A 12,638-nucleotide genomic window follows, 5' to 3' on the forward strand; every position below is an offset into this window, starting at 1 on the left:
GCGTGGGGTGGGGAGGGTTGGGGAGGATTTATTGCACCGAATCAAAGCGTGTTGCTCGGTAATGGAGCATCTTGCAGGAGCAGTTGTATGGACGATCAGGCCGCCATCGCGAGCAAGCTCGCTCCCACACTGGATCTGTGGTGGACACACAACCTGTGGGAGCGAGCTTGCTCGCGATAGGCGCGACCGGGTCTCAGCCGTGAAATACCAAAAACAGCAGCACAACATTCGCCACCAGCGACACCAGCGCCAAGGTCCGCCAGACCTTCAGCGGCTCGCGCTCCAGCAACGGCCTGGGCCTTACGCTCAAGCTGCGGCGTTCACCCTGCTCCAGCAGCAACAACCACTCTTCGGCGGTTTCAAAGCGTTGCTCCGGGTCCGCCGCGACGGCGCGTTCCAGGCTTTGCCCGAGCCATTCGGGCAGGTCCGGCCGATAGCGGCTGGCACTGACCGGCACACCGAAGCGCGGGCGTTGGAAAGCTTCGATTTCGCCGTAGGGATAATGCCCGGTCAGCAGGAAATACAAGGTCACGCCGACGGCATACAAATCCTGTTGGGCCGTGGGCGCGGTGCCGCCGAAGGCTTCCGGGGCGATGTAGCTGGGGGTGCCGGGCAGCACGTTGGCCTGGTCTTCGGACAGGCCCGGGCAATACGCCAACCCAAAGTCCAGCAAGCGCAATTCCCCGTCGTCGCCCAGATGCAGGTTTTCCGGCTTGATGTCGCGGTGGTAGATCTGCCTTCGATGCAGCAGGCCCACCGCCCGCACCAGCCGTTGCGCCAGGTCCAGCCATTGCGCCAGGGGCAGCGGCCCGCCCTGGTTGAACAGCGCGGCCAGGGTCGCACCCGGGTATTCCCGCATCACATAGTACAAATGCTGCCGCTGGGGTACGCCATGGACCTCGGGAAACTGCCGCCCGGCGACCCGCTTGAGAAACCATTCTTCCGAAAGCAAGGCCTGTCCGGCCCGGCTGTCGTCCCGTAGCTGCACGGGCAGGGTTTTCAGCAGCCAGGGTTGGCCTTGGCCGTCATGTACCCGGTAGAGCAACGATTGCTGGCTGTGGCCAAGCAGGCTTTCGATCTGCCAGCCCTCGAAGACTTGGCCCGATTTCAGCGCAGGCGGCAGGGGCCATTGCTGCAACTGGATCAGGGCATCGCCGATGCTGGCTTCGCCCAGTGCATCGACCCGCACCAGTAAGGCGCTGGCGTTGTCCTGGCTACCGGCCAGGTGCGCGGCATTGACCAGCGTCTGCGCGGCCAGGTCCAGGTCCGGCTGGTCGCGCAGGATGCCGGCGATGGCCGTGTCCCCCAGGACCGCCCAAACGCCGTCGCTGAGCAATACGAAGGTTTCGTCGGTGCGCAGTTCACCGTCGAGAAAGTCGAGGATCAGGTGTTGATCCAGGCCCAGAGCGCGCTTGAGCACATGTTGCATGCCCCGCTGTTCCCAGACGTGATCCTCGCTGACCCGTTGTAGATGATCGGCGTGCCAGCGGTAAACGCGGCAATCGCCGACATGAGCGAGGGTGAAGCGCCGGCCGCGCAGGACCAGCGCACTGACGGTGGTGAGCAGCGGTTGCCCGCCACCGTTGGCCTGCAGCCAGCGATTCTGTGCCAGTAGCAACCGGTCCAGTGCCTGGGCCACGCCCCAGGTTTGCGGCGTGGAGTAGTAGTCCAGGGCCAGGGCCTGCAAGGTCGAACGGGCGGCGAGCCCGCCATCGGCGCATTGGCTCACGCCGTCGGCGATGGCGAACAGGTAACCCTTGCTGGCGGCCAGGGCCGGGGCGGGGGTGACCAGGCGCAGGGCGTCCTGGTTTTCCTCCCGCGGGCCGATGGCACTGGCTTCGGCGAAGCTCAATTGCAGGCTCATGGTTGCAGGTTATACCCGAGCAGCGGTGACGGCGGCCGAACCCCAAGTGGTTCTCCAGCGACGCTTGACGCCGTGCAGGCCGAACCAGGCCAGGACACCAAGGCTGGCGAACATCCACAGGGCCAACTGATAGCTGCCGGTGCTTTGCTTGATCGCCCCCATGCCGGCCGCCAGGACGAAGCCGCCGATGCCGCCGGCCATGCCGATCAGCCCGGTCATCACGCCGATTTCGCGACGGAAGCGTTGTGGCACCAGTTGGAACACCGCGCCGTTACCCGCACCCAAACCGAGCATGGTGCAGACGAACAGGGCCAGGGCGGCATAGGAACTTGGCAGGTTGAAGCCCACCGCCGCGATGCAGACCGCCGCTACGGTGTACATGCCCAGCAAGGTGCGGATGCCGCCGAAACGGTCCGCCAGGGCACCGCCCAAGGGACGCATCAGGCTGCCACCGAAGACGCAGGCGGCGGTGTAGTAGCCGGCGGTGACCGGGCTCAGGCCATATTGGTCGTTGAAGTAGCCGGGCAGGGCGCTGGCCAGGCCGATGAAACCGCCAAAGGTCACGCTATAGAAGAACATGAACCACCAGCTGTCACGATCGCCCAGGGCCTTGAGGTAGTCGGCCATGGATTTGGCTTTCGGCCGCTCGGGGGCGTTCTTGGCCAGCCAGGCGAAGAGGACCAGGGTCAGCACCAGGGGGATCAGCGCGAAGCCGAACACGTTGGTCCAGCCGAAGGCCACCGCCATCACCGGAGCGATCAACGCCGCGAGCACGGTGCCCGAGTTACCGGCGCCAGCGATGCCCATGGCCTTGCCCTGATGTTGTGGCGGATACCACTGGGACGCCAATGGCAGGGCCACGGCGAACGACGCGCCAGCCACGCCCAGGAACAAGCCGAGCAGCAGGGCTTGTTCGTAGCTGTGGATGCCCAGTTTCCAGGCGCAGAACAGCGCACCGATCACAATCACCTGGCCGACCATGCCGGCGGTCTTCGGTGAAATCCGGTCGGCCAGCAGGCCCATGAACAGGCGCAGTACGGCGCCGGCCAGGATCGGCGTCGCCACCATCAGGCCGCGTTGTTGGGTGGTCAGGTGCAGGTCGGCGGAGATCTGCACCGCCAGTGGACCGAGCAGGTACCAGACCATGAAACTCAGGTCGAAATAAAGGAAGGCCGCGAACAGTGTCGGGGTGTGGCCGGATTTCCAGAAGCTTGAATTCATCGCGCACCTCAGCTGTAAAAGTCTCGAGAAATGAGTCAGTGCTTAGAGCAGTGCGCCGCCTGTGGTCGCACCACCGGCTCCGAAGAGCCAAAACAAAAAAACGCCGCAACCCGGATCGCCAGAGAGGCAAGGAGGGTGTGCGACGTCTTTGTCGTAGGTGGGGCAACCGCCGTTGGTTACCTGTGGGTTTGTCTTAAGCGAGATCTGTGCCAACAGTAGGGATTGGCGTGAGGGCTATCGCGAGCAGGCTCGCTCCCACATTGGATTTCAGGGGCCATGAAACCTGTGGGAGCGAGCTTGCTCGCGAAGACGGTGGGTCAGTCGATATTGATATTGGAAGTTAGATTGCTATCGCGAGCAAGCCCGCTCCCACATTGGATTTTCAGGGCCATGAAACCTGTGGGAGCGAGCTTGCTCGCGATGGCGCCAGGCCAGGTGCTACAAGGTTTTCAGCCGAGCAACTCGTTCATGGCGATGATCTGCTCCGCCACTTGGATCAGCTTCTGTTGGCGGCTCATGGCCTGGCGGCGCATCAAGGTGTAGGCCTGTTCTTCGTTGCAGTCCTTCATCTTCATCAACATGCCCTTGGCCAGTTCGATGCGCTTGCGTTCGGCCAGTTGCTGGTCCCGGGCCAGGAGTTGGGCGCGCAGGGCCTGGTCACTTTCGAAGCGGGCCATGGCCACGTCGAGGATCGGTTGCAGGCGCGCGGCGTGGATGCCTTCGACGATGTAGGCACTGACGCCCGACTTGATCGCCTGACGCATCACATTGGGGTCGTGCTCGTCGGTAAACATGACGATCGGTCGTGGTTGGTCGCGACTGACCAGCACCACTTGCTCCATCACATCGCGACCGGGTGACTCGGTATCGATCAGGATCACATCCGGACGCACCGTTTCGACGCGCGCCGGCAGGTCGATGGTCAGGCCGGATTCGTCGATCACTTCGAAGCCGGCTTCAATCAGGGCGGCCTTGAGGCGGCCGACTTTTTTCGCGGTGTCGTTGATCAGCAGGATACGCAGCATGGTCGTGGCTCCTGTCAGCGGCTGGCGAGAAGGGGAGCCGCATCGCTCAAGGCGTGCAGTTTGAAGCTGCGGGCGTACCCGACCGGGTCCGAGCCGTCCCAGGTGATGCCGTCGATCAGTTGGCTGCTGCGCATATCCTGGCCCGGGGGCGTTATATCCAGCGCCGCACAGGCTTCACGGTACAACTTGAGCTGCTGGACGTCCCGGGCCACGGCCAGGTAGTCCGGGTCTTCGCGCAGTAGGCCCCAGCGACGGAACTGGGTCATGAACCACATGCCGTCGGACAGGTACGGCAGGTTCACTTCGCCGCCGCCATGAAAACGCATGGCGTGGGGATCCTGCCAACTGTTGCCCAAGCCATCGGCATAGATCCCCAGTAGACGCGGCTCGATGCAGTCCAGCGGGGCGTCGAGGTATTCGGGTGCACTCAACAGTTGCGCAGTGCTGCGACGGTTTTCGCTGCTTTGTTCGATGAAGCGGCTGGCTTCGAGGATCGCCATCACCAAGGCCCGGGCGGTATTGGGGTATTGCTCGACGAACGCCCGGGTGCAGCCCAGGACTTTTTCCGGGTGGTCGGGCCAGATGGTCTGGGTGGTCGCCAGGGTAAAACCGAGGTTCTGCTTCACCGCGCTGGCACACCACGGTTCGCCGACACAAAACCCGTCGATGCGCCCGGCTTGCAGGTGCGCAATCATTTGCGGCGGCGGCACCACCACGCTGTCGACGTCCGACAAGGGGTGGATGCCCTGGGCGGCGAGCCAGTAATAGAGCCACATGGCGTGGGTGCCGGTGGGGAATGTCTGGGCGAAGGTCAGTTTCGGGCGAGTTTGGTGCACGTGCCGTTCCAGTGCTTCAGGACTGGTCACGCCCTGGGCCTGCAAGCCATGGGACAGGTTGATGCTCTGGCCGTTCTGGTTCAGCCCCATCAGCACCGCCATGTCGGTCGGTGCGACCCCGCCGATGCCCAGATGCACGGCGTAGACCAGGCCATACAGACTGTGGGCGGCATCGATTTCACCGCTGACCAGTTTGTCCCGCAGGTTGGCCCAGGATGCCTGGCGCTTGAGGTTCAGGGTCAGGCCGTAGGGTTGGGCGAAGCCCTGAGTGGCGGCGACCACCACCGGGGCACAGTCGCTCAAGGCCATGAAACCGAGGTTGACCGCGCTCTTTTCCGGGGCATCGCTGCCGTTGACCCAGGCCAGGGGGTTGGCTGGAACTTCATTCATCGCGCTTCACCTTTGCACATAAAAAAGCGCCGTGTCCGGACGATTGCCAAGGCAAGCCGGATGACGACGCCGTTGTCCTTTAAAACAGTGTGGCACTCATTCCGCCATTGGCATGGGCACCGATGAACGAAAAGGGTGCAAGGCATATGCCAGTGCGTGCCCCATCCACCTTTGCATCAAGATTCAAGACGCCGAGTCTTTCATCTTGTCGGCTCTTCCAAGGCTACGCAGCAAAGGAAACCGGTGTGCAGGACAATTCATTCATGCTCGTTCCCACCCACTCCTCCGCCCCGGCTATAATCCCCGCCTCATTTCGTCGAACGAGTCACCCCCGCCCATGTACACCCTGGCCCGTCAGCTGTTGTTCAAACTTTCCCCGGAAACCTCTCACGATCTGTCCCTGGACCTGATCGGTGCGGGTGGGCGTCTAGGGCTTAACAGTTTGCTGTGCAAGGCCCCGGCGAACCTGCCGGTAACGGTCATGGGCCTCGAGTTCCCCAACCCGGTCGGGTTGGCGGCGGGTCTGGACAAGAATGGCGCGGCCATCGACGGGTTCGCCCAGTTGGGTTTCGGTTTCGTCGAAATCGGCACCGTTACCCCACGACCACAGCCGGGCAACCCCAAGCCACGGATCTTTCGCCTGCCGCAAGCCGAGGCGATCATCAACCGCATGGGGTTCAACAACCTGGGCGTCGACCATCTGTTGGCCCGTGTGGCCGCGGCCAAATACAAGGGCGTGTTGGGCATCAACATCGGCAAGAATTTCGACACGCCGGTGGAGCGGGCCGTCGACGACTACCTGATCTGCCTGGACAAGGTCTATGCCCACGCCAGCTATGTGACCGTCAACGTCAGCTCCCCCAACACTCCGGGGCTGCGCAGCCTGCAATTCGGTGATTCCCTCAAGCAACTGCTGGCCGACCTGGCCGGGCGGCGCGCGGAACTGGCATTGATCCACGGCCGGCATGTGCCACTGGCGATCAAGATCGCCCCGGACATGACCGACGAGGAGACCACCCAGGTAGCCCAGGCCCTGATCGAGACGGGCATGGACGCGGTGATCGCCACCAACACGACCTTGGGGCGCGAAGGTGTCGAAGGGCTGGAGCACGGTGACGAGGCGGGTGGTTTGTCTGGCGCGCCAGTGCGTGACAAGAGCACCCACACCGTGAAGGTGCTGGCCGCTGAATTGGCGGGGCGCTTGCCGATCATCGCGGCGGGCGGGATTACCGAAGGCAAGCATGCCGCCGAGAAGATCACCGCCGGGGCGAGCCTGGTGCAGATCTATTCGGGCTTTATCTACAAAGGGCCGGCGCTGATCCGTGAGTCGGTGGATGCCATTGCGGCGTTGGGTTGATCAGCCGCGCCTGTAAGGGGGAGTGCAGTACCCCTGTGGCGAGGGGATAAATCCCCTCGCCACAGGAATGTTTGCAGCTTGAGTCCTGCGCTAATCACCCCCCGATATTCACGAAACCCCAGGCATTAAAAAGGGCTCCTCGAAGGAGCCCCCTGGGCCGTAGCCCGCCGTCCGGATGGGACGTGCGTGGTTAAATCGATATGGGTGTCAAATTGTCGAGTTCTTGAGTATTAAGCCCTGTGTCAGCCGACGGCGTGAAGTTCGTTGAGTCTGTGGATACCCGCAGTGCCGGTCATACCGTCCCAGTTGTCGCCGCGTCCTTCTCGCCAGCCATTGATCCAGGCTTGACGTACCGACGGTAGAGTAAAGGGGCAAAGCTCACGGGATTTACCACCAACGCCATATTGGTAACCACGTAAAAATGCTCTTTCCAACGGATCACGCTTAAGTCTTCTCATAGGGTGTTGCCCTCACTTGTTGACTGTTACTTAGCGTCGACCTCTATCGAGGCCGGGGCAGAATCATTCTGCCGTTGGTGGCTCGTTGCCGGCGTGACGAGCCGAGGTGTTGACGCCGTTGCGACGTCAACCTGTGTTGAGTTCTAACCAAAGCGTCACATGGATGGAATGATCGTTTTGTCATAAGCACGTAACAATAAAGATGTTAGGGCGATAAGTAACTTCATGTTCGTTGACCGCTTTTGAGCAAGACCCCTGTATGATCGGCCCTGCGCCAAAGGGGACTGGCTTTCCTTGAATGAGAATGTCCTCCCGTTGCACTCGGGTACTATTCGACGAAAGGGTCGAGTTTTCACAATTTGTTGCACAGAATTTTTTACCTGCCTTCGCATCTAAGCTCTTTTAACCTGAGCGGCGAGGGCGGCACGGCACACTTTCGTGCCACGCGGGTGCTCTTGAGAAAAGCACCTGACTGAACCCGGCCTGGCAATGCGTTGCCCGGTCCACTTAGCCAAAGGCTCTGGAAATCCCATGTCCGATCGTTTCGAACTCTTCCTCACCTGCCCCAAGGGCCTCGAAGGCCTGCTGATCGAGGAAGCCGTCGGGCTTGGCCTTGAAGAGGCGCGCGAGCACACCTCGGCCGTGCGCGGCATGGCCGACATGGAAACGGCCTATCGCCTGTGCCTGTGGTCGCGCTTGGCCAACCGCGTGTTGCTGGTGCTCAAGCGCTTCCCGATGAAGGACGCCGAAGATTTGTACCACGGTGTGCTGGATGTCGACTGGCAAGACCATATGCTGGCCGATGGCACCCTGGCGGTGGAGTTCAGCGGCCATGGCTCGGGCATCGACAACACTCACTTCGGCGCCTTGAAGGTCAAGGACGCCATCGTCGACAAGCTGCGCACCCCGACGGGCGAGCGGCCGTCCATCGACAAGCTCAACCCGGACCTGCGCATCCACCTGCGCCTGGACCGCGGCGAAGCGATCCTCTCCCTCGACCTTTCCGGCCACAGCCTGCACCAGCGCGGTTATCGCCTGCAGCAAGGCGCCGCACCGCTGAAGGAAAACCTCGCCGCCGCGATCCTGATCCGCGCCGGTTGGCCGCGCATTGCCGCTGAAGGCGGCGCGCTCGCCGACCCGATGTGCGGTGTCGGCACGTTCCTGGTGGAGGCGGGCATGATCGCCGCCGACATGGCGCCGAACCTGCGTCGTCAGCAGTGGGGCTTCACCGCCTGGCTCGGCCATGTGCCGGCGTTGTGGAAGAAACTCCACGAAGAAGCCACCGCCCGCGCCGCCGCCGGGCTGGCCAAGCCGCCGCTGTGGATTCGCGGCTACGAAGCCGACCCACGGCTGATTCAGCCGGGCCGCAACAACGTCGAGCGTGCGGGCCTGAGCGAGTGGATCAAGATCTATCAAGGCGAAGTCGCCACCTTCGAACCGCGTCCGGACCAGAACCAGAAAGGTCTGGTGATCTGCAACCCGCCGTACGGCGAACGCCTGGGCGATGAAGCCAGCCTGCTTTACCTCTATCAGAACCTCGGCGAGCGCCTGCGCCAGGCCTGCCTGAACTGGGAGGCGGCGGTGTTCACCGGCGCGCCGGACCTGGGCAAGCGCATGGGCATTCGCAGCCACAAGCAGTATTCGTTCTGGAACGGCGCCTTGCCGTGCAAGCTGCTGCTGATCAAGGTCCTGCCGGATCAGTTCGTCACCGGCGAGCGTCGCACCCCGGAGCAACGCCAGGCCGAGCGCGAACAGGCCGTCTACGATCAGGCCCCTGAAGTACCGCAAGAGCGCCAGTACAACAAGAACGGCAACCCGATCAAACCGGCTCCGGCACCGGCCCCTGTGGTCGAGCAGGCGCGGTTGAGCGAAGGCGGGCAGATGTTTGCCAATCGCCTGCAAAAGAACCTCAAGTTGCTGAGTAAATGGGCCAAGCGTGAAGGTGTGGACTGCTACCGGGTCTACGATGCCGACATGCCGGAATATTCCATGGCCATCGACCTGTACCACGACTGGGTTCATGTCCAGGAGTATGTCGCGCCCAAGTCCATCGATCCGGAAAAGGCTTCGGCCCGCTTGTTCGACGCCCTGGCGGCCATTCCCCAGGCACTGAACGTCGACAAGAACCGTGTGGTGATCAAGCGCCGCGAGCGTCAGAGCGGCACCAAGCAGTACGAGCGCCAGAGCGCCCAGGGCAAGTTCACCGAGGTCAACGAAGGCGGCGTGAAGCTGCTGGTCAACCTCACCGACTACCTGGACACCGGGCTGTTTCTGGATCACCGGCCGATGCGCCTGCGGATCCAGAAAGAAGCAGCCGGCAAGCGCTTCCTCAACCTGTTCTGCTACACCGCGACCGCCAGCGTCCACGCTGCCAAGGGTGGTGCTCGGAGCACCACCAGTGTCGACCTGTCGAAAACCTATCTGGACTGGGCGCGGCGTAACCTCTCGCTCAATGGTTTTTCCGACAAGAACCGTCTGGAGCAGGGCGACGTGATGGCCTGGCTGGAAGCCAGTCGTGACGAGTACGACATGATCTTCATCGACCCGCCGACCTTCTCCAACTCCAAGCGCATGGAAGGCGTGTTCGATGTGCAGCGCGACCACGTCCAGTTGCTGGACCTGGCCATGGCACGCCTGGCTCCGGGCGGTGTGCTGTATTTCTCCAACAACTTCCGCAAGTTCCAGCTCGAGGACAATCTCGGCGAGCGCTACGCGGTGGAAGAGATCACCGCCAAGACCATTGATCCGGATTTTGCCCGCAACGGCAAGATCCACCGTGCCTGGAAGATCATGGCACGTTGATCGAAGCCTGATTGGATCCATGAAGCCTTGTACTTCAAGGCTTCCAGCCGCATTTGGGACTGGCTAAAGTGATGGCTAATAGCTATAACTTAGGCTGTGTCCAGGGCTGTACCTATGCCTGGCTCCATTCTGAGTTGCGTTTATGGCTTTGCATCAGGTGCGCCCCAGGATCCTGGGCTTTATCAGCGAAGATGTGTCGGCCTGGCTGGTGGCTTTGCTGGTGCTGCTGGCTGGCGCCTTCCTGACCGGCTTGCTGAGCTGGGCGATGACGAACCTGTTCGATCAGCAATTGCGCCAGCGCTTCGAGTTGCAAGCCGAGGAGCGCTTCAGCCGTATCGAAGAACGATTCCAGGACGAGGAAGAACGTCTCGATGGCTTGCGGCGGTTCTTTGTCAATTCGGCAGGGGTTTCCAACGCGGAATTTCACGGCTACGTCGAACCGCTGTTGCGGCGCACCCTGGCCTTCGCCTGGGCGCCACGGATAGCTGGGCACCTGCGACAATCCTTCGAACAAGAGACGCGAGGTCGGGGGGACGACGCCTTTGCCATCCGCGAGGTCGACGATAGCGGCGGCCTGCGGCGTGCCGCCGAGCGGGACGAGTATGTGCCGGTGTTGTACCTCCAGAGCCAGCCGCTCTCAATGTCCCCCCTGGGGTTCGATCTGCTTTCCCATCCATTGCGTCGAGCCGCGCTTGAGCGCGCACGTTTGCTTGGTACGGTGGTGGTCTCGCAGCCGTTGGACCTGATGGGTGTCGGACCGGACTTCGCCCGGGGCGTGTTGCTGGTGGCGCCGGTCACCCGAGCGTCGGCCAAGGAACCGTTCGGGTACGTGGTGGCGGGTATCAACATGCGTCAGCTGGTGGGCGATGGCTTGCCGGCCGCAGGTCATGACAATCTTTCGATGCGTGTTCTGGACCAGTCCACGGACGACCGGGGGGAAGTGCTGTTCGATTCCCTCGACGCGCCGGGTGACAGTGATTTGTCGGCGACCCGCCTGTTACGCCTGGCCGATCGCGACTACCGGGTGGAGTTGCGGCCCAGCCAGATGTTCCTGTCCACCAATCGCTCTTCGGTCATGGGCACGGTGGTACTCGGCGGGCTGCTCAGCCTGCTGCTCAGCGCCTTGCTCTATGTGCTGGTCAGCCAACGGCAGCGGGCCTTGAAGCTGGTCGAGCAACGTACCCGTGAATTGCGCGCCCGGGAGCAGGAGTTGCGCGGTACTCATGGCCAATTGCGCGGCGTGCTGGACGCCGCGACCCAGGTGGCGATCATCGCCACTGACCTGCGCGGGGTCATCACCACCTTCAACGTCGGCGCCGAACAGATGCTCGGCTACCCGAGTTGCGAGGTGCTGCAAAGCATGACCCTGGAAAGCCTGCATGTGCCGCGGGAGCTCCAGGCCCGGGCCGCCCAGCTCGGCGCGCGTTTTGGCAAACCGATTCCCACCTGCCATGCGATGCTGCTCGAGGGCGGTGAACAGGGTGGGCAACAGGCGCGGGAATGGACCCTGGTACGCCGCGATGGCAGCCACCTGACCGTGAACATGCTCGCCACACCCATGCTCGATGAGCAGGGGCTGTGGGTCGGGCACCTGGCAATCTGTATCGACGTCACCGAACGCAAACGCGTCCACGAGGCGCTGGCGGCCCGTGACCTGTTGTTGAAAAAGCTCAGCGCTCATGTGCCCGGGGGGATCTACCAGTTCAAGATGGACTTCAATGGTCGCTTCAGCGTGATCTATGCCAGCGACGGCATCCGCGACATCTATGAGTTGGAACCCGATGTACTGGTGCAGAACGCCGAGGCGATTTTCTCACGTATTCACCCCTTGGACAGTACGCGCGTCCGCGCTTCGATCCGTGCTTCGGCCCACACCTTGAGCCCATGGCGTGAAGAGTACCGGGTGCAATTGCCTTTGCGCGGCCTGCGTTGGGTGCGCGGCGAGGCCACGCCCGAGGAGCTGCCTGGCGGCGGGGTGTTGTGGCACGGCTATATCTCGGATATTTCCGACCTCAAGCGCGTGGAAGAAGAGCTGCGGGCCTTGTCCGTGACCGACGCCCTGACTGGCATTCGCAATCGCCGTTATTTCCAGGAGCGCCTGACCTCGGAGATGGCCCGGGTCGAGCGCGGTTCCGGTGGGCTGGCGGTCATCATGCTCGACATCGACCACTTCAAGCGCATCAATGACCAACATGGCCATGCGATGGGCGACCGGGTGTTGCAGGCGGTCTGCCAGCGCATCGCCCAACGGTTGCGCCGCACCGATGTGTTCTGCCGGTTGGGCGGGGAAGAGTTCGTGGTGCTGTGCCCGGACACTGACAGCGACAGCGCCTATTCCCTGGCCCTGGAACTGTGGGGAGGCTTGCGAGCTGCGCCGATCGAGGATGTGGGAGTGGTCACCGCCAGTTTCGGCATCGCCACCTGGCGCGCCGGGGAGGGCGCCGATGCGTTGCTGCTCAGGGCCGACTCGGGTGTGTACGCGGCCAAGCAGGCCGGGCGGGATCGGGTCGAGACGCAGCTGGGTTAGCCGTTTTGGCGGGGTGTATCGGGCAAAATGTGGGAGCTGGCTTGCTCTCACACTTGACCTTCAGTGGACACAAATCCCCTGTGGGAGCGAGCTTGCTCGCGATAGCGGCAGGTCAGTCACATCCCTATCGACTGGCCGACCGAATCGCGAGCAAGCTC

The 12,638-nt window shown here is 62.6% G+C and carries 8 protein-coding genes; 3 read left to right on the top strand and 5 right to left on the bottom strand.

Translation table 11 applies throughout. From position 1 onward, the window contains the following. Positions 1 to 193: 193 nt before the first annotated feature. The 4 genes from AB7M32_RS13415 to AB7M32_RS13430 all read right to left on the bottom strand — a co-directional run bounded on the left by AB7M32_RS13415 (position 194) and on the right by AB7M32_RS13430 (position 5,336). Positions 194 to 1,864: a protein kinase domain-containing protein gene (locus AB7M32_RS13415; protein WP_454250163.1), complete on the bottom strand. Its 1,671-nt coding sequence runs from the start codon at positions 1,862 to 1,864 to the stop codon at positions 194 to 196. Positions 1,865 to 1,873: 9 nt separating this feature from the next. Next, the gene (locus tag AB7M32_RS13420) at positions 1,874 to 3,085 is read right to left on the bottom strand and encodes a nitrate/nitrite transporter (RefSeq protein ID WP_092327020.1); all 1,212 of its coding nucleotides are present in this window, start codon (positions 3,083 to 3,085) and stop codon (positions 1,874 to 1,876) included. A 449-nt stretch (positions 3,086 to 3,534) separates the two neighbouring features. After that, on the bottom strand, positions 3,535 to 4,110 hold the full coding sequence (locus AB7M32_RS13425; RefSeq protein WP_060738484.1) for an ANTAR domain-containing response regulator: 576 nt from the start codon (positions 4,108 to 4,110) through the stop codon (positions 3,535 to 3,537). Positions 4,111 to 4,124: 14 nt separating this feature from the next. Then, the gene (locus AB7M32_RS13430; RefSeq protein WP_454250164.1) at positions 4,125 to 5,336 is read right to left on the bottom strand and encodes a CmpA/NrtA family ABC transporter substrate-binding protein; all 1,212 of its coding nucleotides are present in this window, start codon (positions 5,334 to 5,336) and stop codon (positions 4,125 to 4,127) included. Between the two features lie 337 nt (positions 5,337 to 5,673). Between AB7M32_RS13430 and AB7M32_RS13435 the strand changes: the two genes are divergently transcribed. After that, positions 5,674 to 6,693, top strand: a complete 1,020-nt coding sequence (locus AB7M32_RS13435; protein WP_454250165.1) for a quinone-dependent dihydroorotate dehydrogenase — start codon at positions 5,674 to 5,676, stop codon at positions 6,691 to 6,693. Between the two features lie 242 nt (positions 6,694 to 6,935). Here AB7M32_RS13435 and rmf read toward each other — a convergent pair whose 3' ends face one another. Continuing rightward, positions 6,936 to 7,151, bottom strand: a complete 216-nt coding sequence (gene rmf / locus AB7M32_RS13440) for a ribosome modulation factor (RefSeq protein WP_003223300.1) — start codon at positions 7,149 to 7,151, stop codon at positions 6,936 to 6,938. 531 nt (positions 7,152 to 7,682) lie between these two features. On the opposite strand from rmf, the gene rlmKL reads away from it, so the two are divergent. After that, complete coding sequence (gene rlmKL / locus AB7M32_RS13445) at positions 7,683 to 9,953, top strand: bifunctional 23S rRNA (guanine(2069)-N(7))-methyltransferase RlmK/23S rRNA (guanine(2445)-N(2))-methyltransferase RlmL (protein WP_454250166.1); 2,271 nt, start codon at positions 7,683 to 7,685, stop codon at positions 9,951 to 9,953. A gap of 142 nt (positions 9,954 to 10,095) precedes the next feature. Beyond that, complete coding sequence (locus AB7M32_RS13450) at positions 10,096 to 12,480, top strand: sensor domain-containing diguanylate cyclase (RefSeq protein WP_454250167.1); 2,385 nt, start codon at positions 10,096 to 10,098, stop codon at positions 12,478 to 12,480. The last annotated feature ends 158 nt before the right edge of the window (positions 12,481 to 12,638 follow it).

It is taken from the genome of Pseudomonas sp. R151218B TE3479 (assembly GCF_053629195.1).